This is a genomic window from Serratia sp. 2880STDY5682894 (assembly GCF_001537385.1).
Taxonomy (GTDB): domain Bacteria; phylum Pseudomonadota; class Gammaproteobacteria; order Enterobacterales; family Enterobacteriaceae; genus Serratia; species Serratia nevei.
Genome location: NZ_FCJA01000008.1, coordinates 275,204 through 293,215, shown reverse-complemented (window position 1 = coordinate 293,215; position 18,012 = coordinate 275,204). Strand labels below are relative to the sequence as shown.

Below are 18,012 nucleotides of genomic sequence, written 5' to 3'. Positions count from 1 at the left end.
CTTGTCAGTCGTTGTTCCCGGTCAGTGGAGGCGCATTATAGGGAGTTCTCGGCGGGCCGCAACCCCTAATTGCAAAAAACTTTTCAAGCGCGCTTTTTTTCAACAAAAGGGCGAAAAAGCGACGAATTTATGTCACTTTTTCCGGCAAACAGCCATAAAAGCTGGCGATCACTGGAGTAAAATAGAAATAACGATGTCAGTAAGGACCCGCAGCCATGCCGCTAAATGCACAACAACAGGCCGCCCAACGCAATCTTTCTTATCTGCTTGCAGAGAAACTCGGCCAACAAATTCTGGCGGGCGATTATCAGGCCGGCAGCATCCTGCCCGGTGAAATGGAACTGGGCGAGCAATTCGGCGTCAGCCGCACCGCAGTACGCGAAGCAGTAAAGATCTTAGCCGCCAAAGGCATGTTGTTGCCGCGCCCACGTATCGGCACCCGCGTGATGCCGCAAAGCCAATGGAATTTTCTCGATCAGGATTTACTGACCTGGTGGATGACGCGGGAAAACTTCGATCAGGTGATGCAACACTTCCTTATCCTGCGCACTTCGCTGGAGCCGCAGGCCTGCGCGTTGGCGGCAAACCACGCCAGCCCGCAGCAAACCAAGCTGCTGGCGGAGCTGATGGCGGAAATGCGCGCGCTGCATACCCAGTTTGATCGCGAGCGTTGGATCCAGGTCGATACCCAATTCCACCAGCTCATCTACGAGGCCAGCGGCAACCCGTTCCTGACCTCGTTCGCCAACCTGTTCAGTTCGGTGTACCAAAGCTACTTCCGTGCCATCACCGGCAATGAAGTGATCAAGCTGCGCCATCATCAGGCTATCGTCGATGCGATACTCGCCGGAGACAGCGCCGGCGCGCTCGTCGCCTGCCAGGTGCTGCTGAAAGAGAAAGACTAGACACGCTCCCCGCTTATATATAGAAGAAAGAGACGAGGGACAGACGACCATTTAACCAGGACCGACCATGACCCAATCCGCGCGCAGTATGGCAGGACTACCGTGGATCGCCGCAATGGCGTTCTTTATGCAGGCGCTGGACGCCACCATCCTTAACACCGCGCTGCCGGCGATCGCCCAAAGCCTGGGGCGTTCACCGCTGGCGATGCAATCGGCCGTCATCAGCTACACGCTGACGGTGGCGATGCTGATCCCGGTCAGCGGCTGGCTGGCGGACCGCTTCGGCACCCGCCGCGTGTTCATCTTCGCCGTGACGTTATTCACCCTTGGCTCGCTGCTGTGCGCCCTGTCCCCTACGTTAAGCGTGCTGGTCGCCTCTCGCGTGCTGCAAGGCATCGGCGGCGCGATGATGATGCCGGTTGCACGGTTGGCGCTGCTGCGTGCCTACCCGCGCAGCGAACTGCTGCCGGTGCTGAACTTCGTCACCATGCCCGGCCTGGTCGGGCCGATTCTCGGGCCGCTGCTGGGCGGCTGGCTGGTCACCTACGCCACCTGGCACTGGATTTTCCTGATCAATATCCCTATCGGCCTGCTCGGCATCGTCTATGCGCGCAAGTACATGCCGGACTTCACCACGCCCAAGCGCCGCTTCGATTTCCTTGGCTTCATGCTGTTCGGCCTGAGCCTGGTGCTGATCTCTACCGGGCTGGAGCTGTTTGGCGAGCGGGTGCTGGCGAGCTACGTTTCGCTGGGCATTCTGCTCAGCGGTTTCGTGATGCTGTTCGGCTATATCGCGCACGCACGCCGCCATCCTCAGCCGCTGATCGGTCTCGACCTGTTCAAAACCCGCACCTTCTCGGTCGGTATCGCCGGCAACGTCGCCTCCAGGCTGGGAACCGGCTGCGTGCCGTTTTTAATGCCGCTCATGCTGCAGGTGGGATTCGGTTATACGGCGATCGTCGCCGGCTGCATGATGGCGCCGACCGCCATCGGTTCGCTGATGGCGAAATCCACCGTCACTCAGGTGCTGCGCTGGTTCGGCTACCGTAAAACGCTGGTCGGCATCACCGTTATCATCGGGGTGCTGATCGCCCAGTTCGCCCTGCAAAGCCCGGGCATGCCGCTGTGGCTGATGATCCTGCCGCTGTTCGTGCTGGGCATGGCGATGTCCACCCAGTTCACCGCCATGAACACCATCAGCCTGGCGGATTTGAACGACGCCAACGCCAGCGCCGGCAACAGCGTCCTGGCGGTCACCCAGCAGCTGTCCATCAGCTTCGGTGTGGCAATCAGCGCGGCGGTGCTGCGTTTTTACGAATCCCTGTCGTTAGGCACCATGATCGACCACTTCCATTACACCTTTATCACCATGGGGATCGTCACCGTGGCGTCGGCGCTGGTGTTTATGTTGCTGAGAAGGAAGGATGGCCGCAATTTGATCAGCGGCCAGGAAAGCAAGAAAGAAGCGAAGGCGGCCAGTTAACGGCGGCCCACCGAGGCGCGTTCCACCAGCTCGGGCGTCAGCACCAGCACCTGGGGCGCGCGCTCCGGGTTTTGCAGGCGATTGATCAGCGCATCGATCGCCAGTTCGCCCAGCGAATCCTTCGGCTGATGAATGGTGCTCAGCGGCGGCGCCAGATAACGCGCCAACTCAATGTCATCGTAGCCCATCACCGCCATATCCTGCGGCACGGAAAGCCCGGCCTGATATAGCGCCTGATAAACGCCCACCGCCACCGCGTCGTTACCGGCGAACACCGCATGCGGCGGCTCGTCCAGCGCCAGCAGTTGGCGCATGGCGTTCACGCCGCCCTCAAACTCAAAGTCGCAATGCACTTCATACCCTGGCGGAACCGGCAATCCGGCGCGCCGCATCGCGTTGCGATAGCCTTCCAGTCGGTGACGGGCGGTGGTTTTATCCTGCGGGCCGGCGATGCAGGCGATCTTGCGGTAGCCGCAGGCGATCAGATGATCGGTCGCCATCTCGCCGCCCAGCAGCGAGTTATCCTGAATAATGTCGTTGGCGCCCTCGAACGGCGCCCAGTCCATCATGACGATCGGCAGTGACGGGTAGCGGCTCAGGGCATCTTGCGATGGCCGGTGGTTTTCGGTGCACATCAGCAGCAAACCGTCGACGCGCTTTTGCAGCAGCGTCTCCATACTGCGGTTCATGCGCGCGGCGTCTTCTTCGGTGTTGCACAGGATCAGGCTGTAGCCGCGTTCATAGCAGCTGCGCTCCACGCCACGCACCACTTCGGCATAAAACGGGTTGTTACTGGCGGTCACCAGCATGCCGATGGTGCGCGTCTGATTGAGCTTCAGGCTGCGCGCCAGCGCGGAAGGCGCATAGTTCAGCTGTTCCACGGCCGCCATGACCTTGTCGCGCACGCTGTCGCTGACAAAGCGATTGTTGTTGACCACATGCGAAACGGTAGAGGTTGAAACGCCCGCCAGGCGGGCGACATCTTTCATGGTGGCCAAAGGATCACCCCTGCTGCTGCAAGAAGGCGTCGATCTCTTCACGCCACGGCACCGAAGGCTGCGCGCCAGGGCGGGTCACGGCGATCGCCGCCGCCGCATGGGCGAAACGCACCGCATCGGCCATGACCTTGCCTTCCAACAGGGCAGTGACCAGCGCACCGTTAAAGGTATCGCCGGCGGCGATGGTATCCACCGCTTGCACCTTGAAGCCGGGCACCAGTTTGCCGTTGCCGTTTTCGCTCAGCCACACGCCGCGGCTGCCAAGGGTGATGATCACCGTCGCGATGCCCTTGTCGTGCAGCGCCTGCGCCGCGCGCGCCGCATCGGCGTCGTTGTCCACGGCGATGCCGGTCAGGCGCTGGGCTTCGGTTTCATTCGGAGTGATCATATCGATCATGCCCAGCAGCTCGTCCGGCAGCTCACGCGCCGGGGCCGGGTTGAGGATCACTTGCGTGTGATGCTGCTTCGCCAGGCGGGCGGCGGCGATCACCGTATCCAGCGGCGACTCCAACTGCATCAGCAAAGCGTCGGCATCGATCACTTTTTGTTGGTAGCGCGCCAGGTAATCCGGCGTCACCGCGGCGTTGGCGCCGGCATCGATGCCGATCACGTTCTCGCCTTCGGCGTTGACGAAGATCAGCGCCACGCCGGTGGTGCTGTCGGCGATGGCTTCAATCGGTTGGGTATCAATGCGATCGCTCGCCAGCTGCCGGCGGACACGTTCGCCGATGTCGTCAGCGCCCACGCAGGCTATAAAGGCGATCTCCGCCCCGCTGCGCCCGGCCGCCACCGCCTGATTCGCGCCCTTGCCGCCAAACGCCACCTTATACTGTTTCCCGATCACCGTTTCGCCCGGGTGGGGGAACTGTTCAATATTGAGGATATGGTCGGCATTGATGCTGCCAAGAACCACCAGCTTACCTGTTTCCATCGCATTGATTCCTGAATTGCGCGCCATCGTAAACGCCCCGTTCCGATGGCGCTGGTATGACTTACTGAGTGACCAGTTTCAAATCGACCGGGATGGTCGCCGGCACTTTTTCGCCTTTCAGCACTTTATCGGCGGTTTCCACACCGATCACGCCGATCTGATCGGGACGCTGCGCCACGGTCGCCGCCAGCTTACCGCCTTCGACCGCTTTCACGCCGTCAGCGGTGCCGTCGAAGCCTACCACGATCACGTCGGTTTTACCGGCGGTTTGCAGCGCGCGCAGCGCACCCAGCGCCATTTCATCGTTCTGAGCGAACACCGCCTGCACATCCGGGTGCGCAGTCAGCAGGTTCTGCATCACGTTCAGGCCCTTGGTGCGATCGAAATCGGCCGGCTGGCTGGCCAACAGTTTGAATTTATTCTGATCCAGCGACTGTTTGAAGCCTTCACCGCGTTCACGCGCGGCGGAAGTGCCGGCGATGCCTTCCAGCTGAATCACCTTGGCATCGGCACCCACTTTCTTGGAGATGAAGTCGCCGGCCATTTTGCCGCCCACGCGGTTATCCGAAGCGATGTGGCTCACTACGTCACCCTTGCTCGCCACGCGGTCCAGCGTAATGACCGGGATCTTCGCCTGGTTGGCCATCTTGATGGCGTTGCCTACCGCGTCGGAGTCGGTCGGGTTGATCAGCAGCAGCTTGGGCGCGCGCACCATCAGATCCTGCACGTTGGCCAGCTCTTTCGCCGGGTTGTTCTGGGAATCCAGCACCACCAGGTTGTAGCCCAGCTTGTTGGCCTCTTGCTGCGCACCGTCCTTCATCGAGACGAAGAACGGGTTGTTGAGGGTGGACACCACCAGCGCGATGGTGTCTTTGGCCATGGCATTGGCGCTCAGGGTGGCGCTCAGCGCGATGGCGGAAGCTAAGGTTGCCAGTTTTTTCATTTTCATCATCGTGATTCCTGTAGGGGGAGGTTACTTGTTGCTTTTGTTATCTACCAGAACCGCCAGCAGTATCACCACTGCCTTCACGATCATTTGGTAGTAGGAAGAAACACCCAGTAAATTCAGGCCGTTGTTCAGGAAGCCGAGGATCAGCGCCCCGATCAGCGTGCCGACGATGCGGCCCTTGCCGCCGGCCAGGCTGGTGCCGCCCAGCACCACGGCGGCGATGGCGTCCAGCTCATAGCCGGTGCCGGCGGTCGGCTGCGCCGACGACAGGCGCGCCACTTCGATCACCCCGGCCAGCGCCGCCAGCAGGCCGCACAGCGAGTAGACGATAATCTTCACTTTATCGACGCTGATGCCGGAGAGGCGGGTCGCCGCTTCGTTGCCGCCCAGGGCATAAATATAGCGGCCCAGGCGCGTATGATGCAGCATATACCAGGCGGCGATGAACACGATCGCCATGATCCAGATCGGCGTAGGCACGCCCAGCGGGCGGCCGATGCCGAACCAGCCGAAGGTGTCGGCCACATCGGTGAAACCGGTGTTGACCGGGCTGCCATTGGTGTACACCATGGTGACGCCGCGCAGCAGCAGCATCATCACCAGCGTGGCGATAAAGGCCTGCACTTTGCCTTTGGCGACGATCACCCCGGTGCAGGCGCCAACCGCGGCGCCCAGCGCCAGTGCCGCCGCCACCGCCACCAGCGCGTTGACCTCAAAGCCGACGATCGACGCCGCCACCGCGCCGGTCAGCGCCAGCAGCGATCCTACCGACAGATCGATGCCGGAGGTGAGGATCACCAGCGTCATCCCCACCGCCATGATGGCGTTCACCGAGGTCTGCTGCAGAATATTGAACAGGTTGTTCAGGGTGAAGAAGTTCGGGCTCATGGAAGAGACCACGGCGATCAGCACCAGCAGCGCAATCAACGACTTCTGCTCTAACAGCCACTCTTTACTGAACCAGCGCTTAGCTGCGATAGTCTGGGAACTCATATCTGATTACTCCTGCTTTACGCCGTATTGCTTGCCGACGGCTGCCGCCATCAACGCTTCCTGGGTGGCCTGTTCAATCGGGAACTCGCCGCTGAGATGCCCTTCGTGCATCACCAGAATGCGATCGCTCATGCCCATCACCTCCGGCATTTCCGAAGACACCAGAATGATGCTCAGCCCTTCCTGCTTGAACTGGTTGATTAACTGATAGATCTCTTTTTTGGCGCCAACGTCGACGCCGCGCGTCGGCTCATCGAGGATCAGTACCTTCGGCCGGGTCATCAGGCCGCGGGCGATCGCCACTTTTTGCTGATTGCCGCCGGAAAGCAGACCGATCGGCTGCTCCATCGACGGCGTTTTGATATTGAACAGCCGGATGAAATCCCCCACCGCCTGCCGCTCGTCGGCCTGTTTCAGGCTGCCGTCGGCGCGGCTGAAATAGCGCAGCGCGGTCAGCGACATGTTTTCCTTCACCGACATGCCCAGCACCAGGCCGTCGCGTTTGCGGTCTTCCGAGATATAGACGATGCCGTTCGCCAACCCGTCCTGCGGCGAATGGGTGACCACGTCGCGACCGTCCAGGCTGACGGAGCCGGCCTTGCGCGGGGCGGCGCCGTACAGGATTTTCATCAATTCTGTGCGCCCGGCGCCCATCAGCCCGGCCACGCCGAGGATCTCGCCGCGGTACAGCGTAAAGCTGACGTCTTCAACGCCGGGGCCGGAAAGGTGGCTGACGTCCAGCCGTTTTTCCCCGCGCGGCAAATCCAGGCGCGGGTACTGCTCTTCCAGCTTGCGGCCGACCATCATCTCAATCAGCGAATCTTCCTGCAGCTCGCTCACCGGCCGCTCGGTGATAAACTGCCCGTCGCGGAATACGGTCACGTCGTCGCAGATTTCAAAAATCTCTTTCAGGCGGTGCGAGATATACACGATGCCGCGCCCTTCGGCCTTCAGCTCGTTGATCACCTTGAACAGCGAGGCAGTTTCGGTGTCGGTCAGCGCATCGGTCGGTTCGTCCATGATGATCACTTTCGATTCGAAGCTCAGCACCTTGGCGATCTCCACCATCTGCTGATCGCCGATCGACAGCTCGCCCACCAGTCGGTGGCTGCTGTAGCGCAGATTGAGACGCGCCAACAAGCGATCGGCCTCGGCGTACATGCGCTTCCAGTCAATGCGGCCGAAACGGTTGACGAACTCGCGGCCGAGGAAGATGTTTTCCGCAATCGTCAGCTGCGGGATCAGGTTCAGCTCCTGATGGATAATGCCGATGCCCGCTTCCTGCGAATCCTTAGGCCCGTTGAACGCCACCTCTTTACCGAGAAAATACTGGCTGCCGGCGTCTTTCTGGTAGATGCCGGTCAGCACTTTCATCATGGTGGACTTCCCGGCGCCGTTTTCTCCCACCAGCGCCATCACCTTGCCGGGATAGACGCTGAGGGCAGCGCCGGAAAGCGCCTTCACGCCGGGAAAGGCTTTATCAATCCCTTTCAGTTGCAGTAAAGGTTGCATACGCGCCTCAGAAAGTTACGCCGGCGCACAGGATCACGTTCGCATAAGGCGAACACTCCCCGCTGCGGATCACCGCCCGGCTGTGCCCGGTTTGCGCTTTAAACGCCTGATGGCTGATATAGCGCACGCTGATGGTATTGCCCTGGCGTTGACCCAATGCGGTCAGTTCAGCCAACAGTGCCTCGTGGAGCGACGGATTCTGTTTCACGATCTCTTCCGCCAGGATGGCGCTTTCTACCTGCATCTCTTGCGTGACCGCCGCGAACACCTGCATGAAGGTCGGCACGCCCTGCGTCAGCGCCAGATCGATGCGCTGCGTTTCCGCCGGTATCGGCAGGCCCGCGTCGCACAGGGTGAGCTGGTCGGTATGCCCCAGCCGGGCAATCACGGCAGACACGTCGGAATTCAGTAATACGCCTTTTTTCATCTTCTCACTCCGCTAGCGAAACGTTTCGCTCTCTGGGGGAGTTTAAAAAAACGGCAGGGGAAGGCAACCGGGACAATGCAGAAGTGTGATCGCTATCGAAACGTTTCGTTCACGCACGGACAAAGCACAAACAAAAGGGGCTCAGCCATGCTGAGCCCCTTATCAGGCGGGTTAAATCTCGACCTGCGTGCCGAGCTCGATCACCCGGTTCGGCGGGATCTCAAACTGATCCGGCGCGCGCAGCGCGTTGCGGCTCAGGGCGACGAACAGTTTACCGCGCAAATAGAGGTACCACGGCCGCTTGGTGAGGATCAGCGATTCATGGGACATGAAGAACGAGGTCTCCGACATGCGGCACGGCAACCCTTCCAGCCCGCAGCGGTGGAACACTTCCTCGACGTTCGGCGTTTCACGCCAGCCGTAGCTGGCCACCACCCGCCAGAAGGTCGGCGACAGCTGTTCGATGGTTACCCGGCGCACGTTGTGCACGTAAGGCGCATCTTCGGTGCGCAGCGTCAGCAGCACCACCCGCTCATGCAGCACCTTGTTGTGCTTCAGGTTGTGCAGCAGCGCAAAAGGAATGACGTTGGTGGCGCGCGACATGAACACCGCGGTACCCGGCACCCGCACCGGCGGCGATTTCTCCAGCGAGGCAATCATCGCCTCCAGCGAGTTGCCGTGTTCATGCAGGCGGCGCAGCAGGCGGAAACGCTCGCTCTTCCAGGTGGTCATAATGAGGAACATCACCAGCGCCAAGGTCAGCGGCAACCAGCCGCCGGAGAACAGCTTCAGGGCGTTGGCGGAGAACATCGGCACGTCGATGATCAGCAAGATGGTCACGATGCCGATCGCCAGGAAGCGATTCCAGTGCCAGTTGTTGATCGCCACCGAGGTGACCAGAATGCTGGTCAGCACCATGGTGCCGGTGACGGCAATGCCGTACGCCGCCGCCAGATTGCTGGAGTGTTCGAAGCCGATGATCACCAGCACCACCGAGATGTACAGCGTCCAGTTGATCACCGGAATATAGATCTGGCCGGATTCCATTTCCGAGGTGTGAATGATACGCATCGGCGACAGATAGCCCAGACGCACCGCCTGGCGAGTCAGCGAGAAGACGCCGGAAATCACCGCCTGCGAGGCGATAACCGTTGCCAGGGTCGCCAGAATCAGCAGCGGGATCAGCGCCCAGTCGGGTGCCAGCAGGAAGAACGGGTTTTTGATCGCCTCCGGGTTTTTCAGCAGCAGCGCGCCCTGGCCGAAGTAGTTGAGCACCAGCGATGGCAACACCACGGTGAACCAGGCCAGGCGAATCGGGAACTTGCCGAAGTGCCCCATATCGGCATACAGCGCCTCGACGCCGGTGATCGACAGCACCACCGCCCCCAGCGCGAAGAACGATACCTTCTTATATTCCATGAAGAAGTTGAGCGCCCATTTGGGGTTCAGCGCCTGCAGCACTTCCGGGTTCGAAATGATGCTGCGCGCGCCCAGCACCGCCAACACGATGAACCACAGCAGCATCACCGGAGCGAACAGCTTGCCAACGCTGCCGGTGCCGTGCTTTTGAATGGCGAACAGCAGCGTCAGTACCAGAATGGAGAGCGGCACGATATAGGCGTCAAGCGCAGGCGCGGCGATTTCCAGCCCCTCGATCGCCGACATCACCGAGATAGCCGGGGTGATCACCACCTCACCATAGAAGAAGCTGCCGCCGATCAGGCCCAGTATCACCAGCACGGCGGTAGTGCGCGCCGAGGTGTTGCGCCCGGCCAGCGACATCAGCGTCAGGATACCGCCCTCGCCGGCGTTGTCCGCGCGCATCACGTAGGTGAGATATTTGAGGGAAACGATCACGATCAGCATCCAGAAAATCAGCGACAGGAAGCCGAAAACCACGTCTGGACGAACATCGAAGCCGTAATGGCCGGAGAAACACTCTCTCAGCGTATAGAGAGGGCTGGTTCCGATATCACCGTAGACCACGCCGATGGCCGCCAGGGTTACCGCCGATAAGGACTGCTTATGCTCTGCGCTCATAATTCGTTTCTTTATCAGAACATCCGTTAGCGATGCATCCGCATCAGGCAAAATACGGGCTCAAAGATCCGTCACGCCCACCAGAAAGCCGCACAGTATGCACCATTTATACGCCTTGCCTACCCTTATATCAGAGCCGAAAAATAAACAAAATGTGAACCGGATATCCGGCACAGCTTAGAAAAATATTACTAATCAATAAGCTATACCACTAAAAATAATGGTGGTTTATCATCGGATTATCGACCAAGATTGGCTAACTCTCGGACAATGCGACAATTATATGACGCCATCATCCCTTCTGGCAGAACGAATTTCCCGCCTCAGCAGCGCGCTGGAGAGCGGTCTTTATGAGCGGCAAGAAGCGATCCGCCTGTGCCTGCTCGCGGCGCTGAGCGGCGAAAGCGTATTCCTGCTCGGCCCGCCCGGCATCGCCAAGAGCCTGATCGCGCGCCGGCTGAAGTTTGCCTTCCGCAACGCCCGTTCCTTTGAATACCTGATGACGCGATTTTCCACGCCGGAAGAGGTCTTCGGCCCGCTCTCTATTCAGGCGCTGAAAGATGAAGGGCGCTATCAGCGCCTGACAACCGGCTACCTGCCCGAAGCAGAGATCGTGTTTCTGGACGAAATCTGGAAGGCCGGCCCGGCGATCCTCAACACCCTGCTGACGGCGATCAACGAACGGCGCTTTCGCAACGGCAACAGCGAAGAACCGATCCCGCTGCGCCTGCTGGTCACCGCCTCCAACGAACTGCCCGAAGCGGACAACAGCCTCGAAGCCTTATATGACCGCATGCTGATCCGCCTGTGGCTGGACAAGGTGCAGGATAAACAGAATTTCCGCTCGCTGCTGGTCAACCGCCAAAACGAGAGCCAAAACCCGGTGCCGGCGGCGCTGAGCGTCAGCGATGAAGAGTTTCTGCAGTGGCAACCGCAGATCGACAAGGTGGCGCTGCCGGAAGCCTGCTTTGAGCTGATTTTCCAGCTGCGCCAGCGGCTGGACGCGCTGGAACAGGCGCCGTACGTCTCCGACCGACGCTGGAAAAAGGCCCTGCGCCTGCTGCAGGCCTGCGCCTTCTTCAGCGGGCGCGACGCCATCGCCCCGCTCGACCTGATGCTGCTGAAAGACTGCCTGTGGCACGATCTCACCTCGCTGAAACTGCTGCAACAGCAGATCGATCAGCTGCTGACCGAATCGGCCTATCAGCAGCAGTCGATGTTGATCCAACTGCAACAAATCCACACCCGCTGGCTGCAGGATCAGCAACAACAAAGCGACCGGCAGGCCATCAGCCTGGTGAAAAAGGGCGGCATGTTCAGCCGCAAACCGCAATACGCGCCGGCCACGCCGTTCGCCGGCGGCACTCTCACTCTGCTGCTGCAAAAACCGCTGCAGCTGCATGACATTCAGGTCAACCATCTGAGCATCGAGAGCAGCGTGCTGGATAACTGGCTGCAAAAAGGCGGCGACGTGCGCGCCAAGCTGAACGGCATCGGCTTCGCGCAGCCGATCGATTTGGAGGTCGACGACCAACTGCACCTGACGGTGCTGGACGTCAGCCGCCAGCCTTCGCTGCTGGCGCTGCCGGGCAAACAGGCCACCGCCACGCCGCAGGCGCTGCTGGATGAAATGGACGCGTTGGCCCAGCGCCTGGCGGAGCAGCGCCGCGCCTTCAGCCAGCATCAGCCCTGTCTGTTCACCCCCGCCGCCGGCCTGGCCAAGATCGAAGCCAGTCTGCTGCAGGTGGCAGAGCAGGTTAAACAGCAACTGCAGCAAATGCGCGGCCAGTAACCATGCTCAGTCTGGAGACGCTCGATCTGCTGCTGGCGATCACCGAAGGCGAGATGATCGAGGAGATGATCGTCGGCATGCTGGCGGCGCCGCAGCTGTCGGTGTTCTTTAAAAAGTTTCCGGCCATTCGCCGGGCGCTGGATCGCGATCTGCCACGCTGGAAACTGCAGCTCAAGGAGCGTCTGCAGGAGGCCATGGTGCCGCCGGCGCTGGCGCAGGAATTTTACCGCTACCAACAGTGCCAACTGGAGAATAACACCCAGTTCTATCACAACCTCAACGACACGATGGAGCTGCTGCGCCAGCTGGTCTCGCCGTTTTATGAACAGGCGCGCGCGCTGGTGGACGCCGCCGATCTGCCCAATCATCCGCTGGACGACAGCTTCCAAACCCTATTCTTGCAGCGCTGGCGCATCAGCCTGACGCTGCAGGCCACCATGCTGCACCACCAGCTGCTGGAACAAGAGCGCGAGCAGCTGATGGCGGAACTGCAGGAGCGCCTGGCACTGAGCGGCGCGCTGGAGCCGCTGCTGTCGGAGAACGACACCGCCGCCGGCAGGCTGTGGGACATGAGCAAAGGCCAGCTGCAGCGCGGTGATTACCAACGGCTGGTGGAGTACGGCAACTTTTTGCAGCAGCAGCCAGAGCTGAAAAAGTTGGCGCAGCAGCTGGGCCGCAGCTATCAGGCCAAGGCAGTGCAGCAACAGGACGCGCAGCCCGAACCGTTCAGGGTCATGGTACAGGTGCCGGCCACGCTGCCGGAAGAAGTGAGCGGCATTCATCAAAGCGATGACATCCTGCGCCTGCTGCCGCCGGAGCTGGCGACGCTGGGGATTGAAGAGCTGGAGTTCGAGTTTTATCGCCGCCTGTTGGAAAAGCGGCTGCTGAGCTACCGCCTGCAGGGCGACGTTTGGCAGGAACAGATCCTGATCCGCCAGGTCACCCACCAGCAGCAGGATCAACAGCCGCGCGGGCCGTTTATCGTCTGCGTGGACACCTCAGGATCGATGGGCGGCTTCAACGAACAGTGCGCCAAGGCGTTCTGCCTGGCGCTGCTGCGCATTGCGCTGGCGGACAACCGCCGCTGCTACATCATGCTGTTCGCCAACCAGATCGTGCATTACGAACTCACCGCCGCCAGCGGCATCGAACAGGCGGTGCGCTTTCTTGGCCAGCAGTTTCGCGGCGGCACCGATCTGGCGGCCTGCCTGAACGCCACCGTCACCAAAATGGCGGAAAGCGGCTGGTTCGACGCCGATGCGGTGATCATTTCCGATTTTATCGCCCAGCGATTGCCGGAGGAGGTAATAAAGAAGGTAAAACAGCAGCAGCAAAGCCACCAGCAGCGTTTCCATGCGGTGGCGATGTCCGCCTACGGCAAACCCGGCATCATGCGCATCTTCGATCATATCTGGCGCTTTGATACCGGGCTGAAAAGCCGTTTGATGCGCCGCTGGCGGCGCTAGGCAGGATCAGAGCAGGCCTTCGACCGCCCCGCGCACTTCCGGCGACCACACGCCGCACTGCACCTGGCCGATATGCGACAGTTGCAACAGCAGCATCACCAAACGCGACTGGCCGATACCGCCGCCGATGGTCTGTGGCATATCGCCGCGCAACAACGACTGGTGCCACTCCAGCTTCATGCGCTCTTCGTCACCGGTCAGCGCCAGCTGATGTTTCAGCGCGGCGGCGTCGACGCGGATGCCCATAGAGGACAGCTCGAAAGCGTCCTGCAGCACCGGGTTCCACACCACGATGTCGCCGTTCAGGCCCGCCAGGCCATCCGCCGCCGGCGTGGTCCAGTCATCATAATCCGGCGCCCGCACATCGTGCGATTTGCCGTGCGACAGCTTGCCGCCGATGCCGATCAGGAATACCGCGCCCAGCTCTTTGGCGATCGCCCGCTCGCGCCCTTTGGCGTCCAGATCCGGGTAGCGCTGCAGCAGGGTTTCGCTGTGCACAAAGTGGATCTGTTCCGGCAGGAACGGAGTCAGACCATGCTCGCGGCTGACTTCCGCCTCCGTCGCCTTGATGGCGGCGTAAATGCTGCGCACGGTGCTTTTCAGGTAGTCCAGGCTGCGCTCACCATCGCCCATTACCCGCTCCCAATCCCACTGATCGACGTACACCGAGTGGATAGGCGTCAGGCGATCTTCATCCGGGCGCAGCGCCTTCATATGGGTGTACAGGCCTTCGCCAGCGCCGAAATCGTAACTACCCAGGGTTTTGCGTTTCCATTTCGCCAGTGAATGCACCACTTCGAAGGTGGCGTCCGGCAGGGTTTTGACCTTAACCTGCACCGCTTTCTCGCTGCCGGAGAGGTTATCCTGCGTGCCATCGCCCAAACGGCTGAGGATCGGGGCCTGCACTTCGATCAGACCGAGCTGTTGCTCCAGCTGGCGGGAGAAGAAGGATTTGACCTGGCTGATTTGTTGTTGTTTTTGGATAAACTGTTTTTTCATTGCCGTATCTCTTGTAAACCTGTCTCTGTTGCCATCGATTAAGCAACAAAATGATACGCCAATTCAATATCCACTAATCAATATTGCCTTTTCACTTTTAATCGTTCATTTTTACCCGGACAGAATTCAACAATCGTTAATTAATGGGGGATTAAATGGCGGAAATTTATCAGATCGATAATCTCGATCGCGGCATCCTCAACGCACTGATGGACAACGCGCGCACACCGTACGCCGAACTGGCGAAAAACTTCGCCGTCAGCCCCGGCACCATTCATGTGCGGGTAGAGAAGATGAAACAGGCCGGGATCATCACCGGCGCGCGCATCGACGTCAGCCCCAAACAGCTGGGCTATGACGTGTGCTGCTTTATCGGCATCATATTAAAGAGCGCCAAAGACTATCCTTCGGCGCTGAAGAAGCTGGAAAGCCTGGAAGAAGTGGTGGAAGCCTATTACACCACCGGCCACTACAGCGTCTTTATCAAGGTGATGTGCCGATCGATCGACGCGCTGCAACAGGTACTTATCAACAAGATCCAGACCATCGACGAGATCCAGTCTACCGAAACGCTGATCTCGCTGCAGAACCCCATTATGCGCACCATCGTGCCGTAACCCGCCAAATTGCATACCCACATTATCCACAGGTAGATCCCAGCCGATTCACAGCGTACAATGCAGCCACTTTGAGTGAGAAGGTTGGGATCGTTGGTTCATGGCAGACATTACTCTGATCAGTGGCAGTACGCTTGGCAGCGCCGAATACGTGGCTGAACATTTGGCTGAAAAGCTGGAAGACGCGGGTTTCTCTACCGAGATGCTGCACGGCCCTGAACTGGATGAGCTGCCGTTGACCGGTCGCTGGCTGGTGGTCTCTTCCACGCACGGCGCCGGCGAACTGCCGGATAACCTTCAGCCGTTGCTGGAGCAGATCGCAGAACAACAGCCGGATCTTTCCGAGGTGCAGTTCGGCGCCGTCGGTTTGGGCAGTTCGGAATACGACACCTTCTGCGGTGCGATCAAACAGATCGACGATCTGTTGATCGCCAGAGGCGCGAAAAGGATCGGCGATCGTCTCGAGATCGACGTGACCGAACATGAAATTCCCGAGGATCCGGCCGAGGAATGGGTAAAAAACTGGATTGATTTACTCTAATTCGTCTAAAGATCGTGCGAACGATTGTGGATAACTATACTTAAAAGCAGGGTAAAAGCCGTAGTTATCCCAATAACAACCGTAGTGCGCTTTTTGTCCTGTGCATAACAAGCCTTTTAGATCCCAGCTTATCTGCGTCGGGATCACCGATCATTCACAGCAAACGATCCTCCTTAATCTGCTGATCTTCATCGTGAATAGTCACTTATCCACAGAGGATCGCGATCCTAATAAGAGATCTAATAAAGAGATGTTTAAATAAAAAAGATCTTCTTTTAATTACCGACGATCCTGACCACTTGGTCGATTGTCTAAACTTGAGTAGAATCCCCCACCCCAGGGCAAATAACGATCGTTCGCAATACGGCGAGGTGCAGTTCCATGTTTTATCCAGATCAATTTGACGTCATCATCATCGGTGGTGGCCATGCAGGGACCGAGGCCGCCATGGCCGCGGCACGCATGGGACGTCAGACTTTATTATTGACACACAATATCGATACGCTGGGACAGATGTCCTGCAACCCGGCGATTGGCGGTATTGGTAAAGGGCATCTGGTTAAGGAAATTGATGCACTCGGCGGCCTGATGGCCACGGCGATCGACCATGCCGGCATCCAGTTTAGGATACTAAACGCCAGCAAAGGCCCAGCCGTTCGCGCCACGCGCGCTCAGGCGGATCGCGTACTGTATCGCCAGGCGATCCGTACCGCGTTGGAGAACCAACCCAACCTGATGATCTTCCAACAACCCGTTGAGGATCTGATCGTCGAAAACGATCGCGTAGTGGGCGCCGTCACCCAAATGGGCCTGAAATTCCGCGCCAAGGCGGTGGTATTGACCGTCGGCACTTTCCTGGACGGTAAGATCCATATTGGCCTGGAGAATTACAGCGGCGGCCGCGCCGGGGATCCTCCTTCAATCTCGCTGTCGCAGCGCCTGCGAGAACTGCCGCTGCGCGTTAACCGCTTGAAAACCGGTACGCCGCCGCGCATCGACGCTCGCACTATCGATTTCAGCGTACTGGCGCCACAACACGGCGATACGCCGGTGCCGGTATTCTCGTTCTTGGGCGATGCTAGCCAGCACCCAGAACAAATGGCGTGCTACATCACCCATACCAATGAAAAAACCCATGACGTGATCCGCAATAACCTCGATCGCAGCCCGATGTATGCCGGGATCATCGAAGGGATCGGCCCACGTTACTGCCCGTCGATCGAAGACAAGGTCATGCGCTTTGCCGATCGCAACGCGCACCAGATCTTCCTCGAACCGGAAGGCCTGACCAGCAACGAGATTTACCCTAACGGGATCTCCACCAGCCTGCCGTTCGACGTGCAGATGCAGATCGTCCGTTCGATGGAAGGCATGCAGAACGCGCGTATTATTCGCCCTGGTTACGCCATCGAGTACGATTTCTTCGATCCGCGCGATTTGAAGCCGACGCTGGAAAGCAAATTCATTCAGGGGCTGTTCTTCGCCGGCCAGATCAACGGCACTACCGGGTATGAAGAAGCCGCTGCGCAGGGCCTGCTGGCCGGTTTGAACGCCGGGCGCTTCGCCGACGAACAGGAAGGCTGGGCGCCACGTCGGGATCAGGCTTATCTGGGCGTGCTGGTGGACGATCTCAGCACCCTCGGCACCAAAGAACCGTACCGGATGTTTACCTCACGTGCCGAGTATCGTCTGATGCTGCGCGAAGACAACGCCGATCTCCGCCTGACGGAAAAAGGCCGTGAACTGGGCCTGGTGGACGATGTGCGTTGGGCGCGTTACAGCGAGAAGCTGGAGCGAATCGAACGCGAACGTCAGCGCCTGCGCGACATCTGGATGCACCCGCACGCCGAGAACGTCGAACAGGTCAATGCGCTGCTGAAAGCGCCGTTGTCGCGTGAAGCGAACGGCGAAGAGCTGCTGCGCCGCCCTGAGATGGATTACGCGCAGTTGACCGGCACCGACGTCTTCGCGCCGCCGCTGGACGACGTACAAGCTGCCGAACAGGTCGAGATCCAGGTCAAATACGAAGGCTACATCGCTCGCCAGCAGGAAGAGATCGAAAAACAGCAGCGCAATGAGAATACCGTGCTGCCGTTGGATCTCGATTACCGTCAGGTTTCAGGGCTGTCGAACGAGGTGATCGCCAAGCTGAACGATCACAAACCGAACTCCATCGGCCAGGCTTCGCGCATCTCCGGCATTACGCCGGCGGCGATCTCGATTTTGCTGATCTGGCTGAAAAAGCAGGGACTGCTGCGCCGCAGCGCATAAATCTCGCATCCAGGCGGCCGTTTGTTCATCCCGTAGCCAAACGGCCGCTGACATCACTTGCGCCCTGAATTATCATAGTCGCCTCATT

15 protein-coding genes are annotated in these 18,012 nt (G+C 59.5%); 7 read left to right on the top strand and 8 right to left on the bottom strand.

The window, feature by feature from the left end:
* The first annotated feature begins 215 nt into the window (after window positions 1-215).
* Together AWX27_RS18940 and mdtD are read left to right on the top strand one after the other, a co-directional pair.
* Window positions 216-905, top strand: coding sequence for a FadR/GntR family transcriptional regulator (locus AWX27_RS18940; protein WP_060424394.1), 690 nt, complete (start codon window positions 216-218; stop codon window positions 903-905).
* Between the two features lie 67 nt (window positions 906-972).
* On the top strand, window positions 973-2,388 hold the full coding sequence (gene mdtD / locus AWX27_RS18935; protein ID WP_060424392.1) for a multidrug transporter subunit MdtD: 1,416 nt from the start codon (window positions 973-975) through the stop codon (window positions 2,386-2,388).
* Here the strand turns inward: mdtD and rbsR are convergent.
* The 7 genes from rbsR to kup all read right to left on the bottom strand — a co-directional run bounded on the left by rbsR (window position 2,385) and on the right by kup (window position 10,238).
* Window positions 2,385-3,386, bottom strand: a complete 1,002-nt coding sequence (gene rbsR / locus AWX27_RS18930; RefSeq protein WP_016929629.1) for a ribose operon transcriptional repressor RbsR — start codon at window positions 3,384-3,386, stop codon at window positions 2,385-2,387. The genes mdtD and rbsR overlap by 4 nt on opposite strands.
* A gap of 4 nt (window positions 3,387-3,390) precedes the next feature.
* Window positions 3,391-4,317: a ribokinase gene (rbsK, locus tag AWX27_RS18925; RefSeq protein ID WP_060424389.1), complete on the bottom strand. Its 927-nt coding sequence runs from the start codon at window positions 4,315-4,317 to the stop codon at window positions 3,391-3,393.
* Between the two features lie 61 nt (window positions 4,318-4,378).
* Window positions 4,379-5,266, bottom strand: coding sequence for a ribose ABC transporter substrate-binding protein RbsB (gene rbsB, locus AWX27_RS18920; RefSeq protein WP_060424406.1), 888 nt, complete (start codon window positions 5,264-5,266; stop codon window positions 4,379-4,381).
* 24 nt (window positions 5,267-5,290) lie between these two features.
* On the bottom strand, window positions 5,291-6,259 hold the full coding sequence (gene rbsC, locus AWX27_RS18915) for a ribose ABC transporter permease (protein ID WP_019455467.1): 969 nt from the start codon (window positions 6,257-6,259) through the stop codon (window positions 5,291-5,293).
* Window positions 6,260-6,265: 6 nt separating this feature from the next.
* On the bottom strand, window positions 6,266-7,771 hold the full coding sequence (rbsA, locus tag AWX27_RS18910; protein WP_060424387.1) for a ribose ABC transporter ATP-binding protein RbsA: 1,506 nt from the start codon (window positions 7,769-7,771) through the stop codon (window positions 6,266-6,268).
* A gap of 7 nt (window positions 7,772-7,778) precedes the next feature.
* Entirely contained in the window at window positions 7,779-8,198 is a 420-nt protein-coding gene (rbsD, locus tag AWX27_RS18905) for a D-ribose pyranase (RefSeq protein ID WP_049200551.1), read from the bottom strand.
* Window positions 8,199-8,369: 171 nt separating this feature from the next.
* Entirely contained in the window at window positions 8,370-10,238 is a 1,869-nt protein-coding gene (kup, locus tag AWX27_RS18900; RefSeq protein WP_049200553.1) for a low affinity potassium transporter Kup, read from the bottom strand.
* Window positions 10,239-10,521: 283 nt separating this feature from the next.
* Between kup and ravA the strand changes: the two genes are divergently transcribed.
* Window positions 10,522-12,030 carry an ATPase RavA gene (gene ravA, locus AWX27_RS18895; RefSeq protein WP_087762477.1) on the top strand — a complete coding sequence of 503 codons (1,509 nt, stop codon included), beginning with the start codon at window positions 10,522-10,524 and terminating at the stop codon, window positions 12,028-12,030.
* A gap of 2 nt (window positions 12,031-12,032) precedes the next feature.
* On the top strand, window positions 12,033-13,496 hold the full coding sequence (gene viaA / locus AWX27_RS18890) for an ATPase RavA stimulator ViaA (protein WP_049200559.1): 1,464 nt from the start codon (window positions 12,033-12,035) through the stop codon (window positions 13,494-13,496).
* 6 nt (window positions 13,497-13,502) lie between these two features.
* On the opposite strand, the gene asnA is transcribed toward viaA, so the two are convergent.
* Window positions 13,503-14,495, bottom strand: a complete 993-nt coding sequence (asnA, locus tag AWX27_RS18885) for an aspartate--ammonia ligase (protein WP_041037361.1) — start codon at window positions 14,493-14,495, stop codon at window positions 13,503-13,505.
* Window positions 14,496-14,650: 155 nt separating this feature from the next.
* Here asnA and asnC point away from each other — a divergent pair, with 155 nt between their 5' ends.
* The 3 genes from asnC (at window position 14,651) to mnmG (ending at window position 17,924) form a co-directional block, all read left to right on the top strand.
* Window positions 14,651-15,112 (top strand): transcriptional regulator AsnC, encoded by a 462-nt coding sequence (asnC, locus tag AWX27_RS18880; protein ID WP_004933786.1) that lies wholly within the window; start codon window positions 14,651-14,653, stop codon window positions 15,110-15,112.
* Window positions 15,113-15,212: 100 nt separating this feature from the next.
* Entirely contained in the window at window positions 15,213-15,653 is a 441-nt protein-coding gene (gene mioC / locus AWX27_RS18875) for an FMN-binding protein MioC (RefSeq protein WP_060424383.1), read from the top strand.
* A 381-nt stretch (window positions 15,654-16,034) separates the two neighbouring features.
* A complete protein-coding gene (gene mnmG / locus AWX27_RS18870; protein ID WP_060424381.1) occupies window positions 16,035-17,924 on the top strand; it encodes a tRNA uridine-5-carboxymethylaminomethyl(34) synthesis enzyme MnmG in 1,890 nt (629 codons plus the stop codon).
* Window positions 17,925-18,012: the final 88 nt, after the last annotated feature.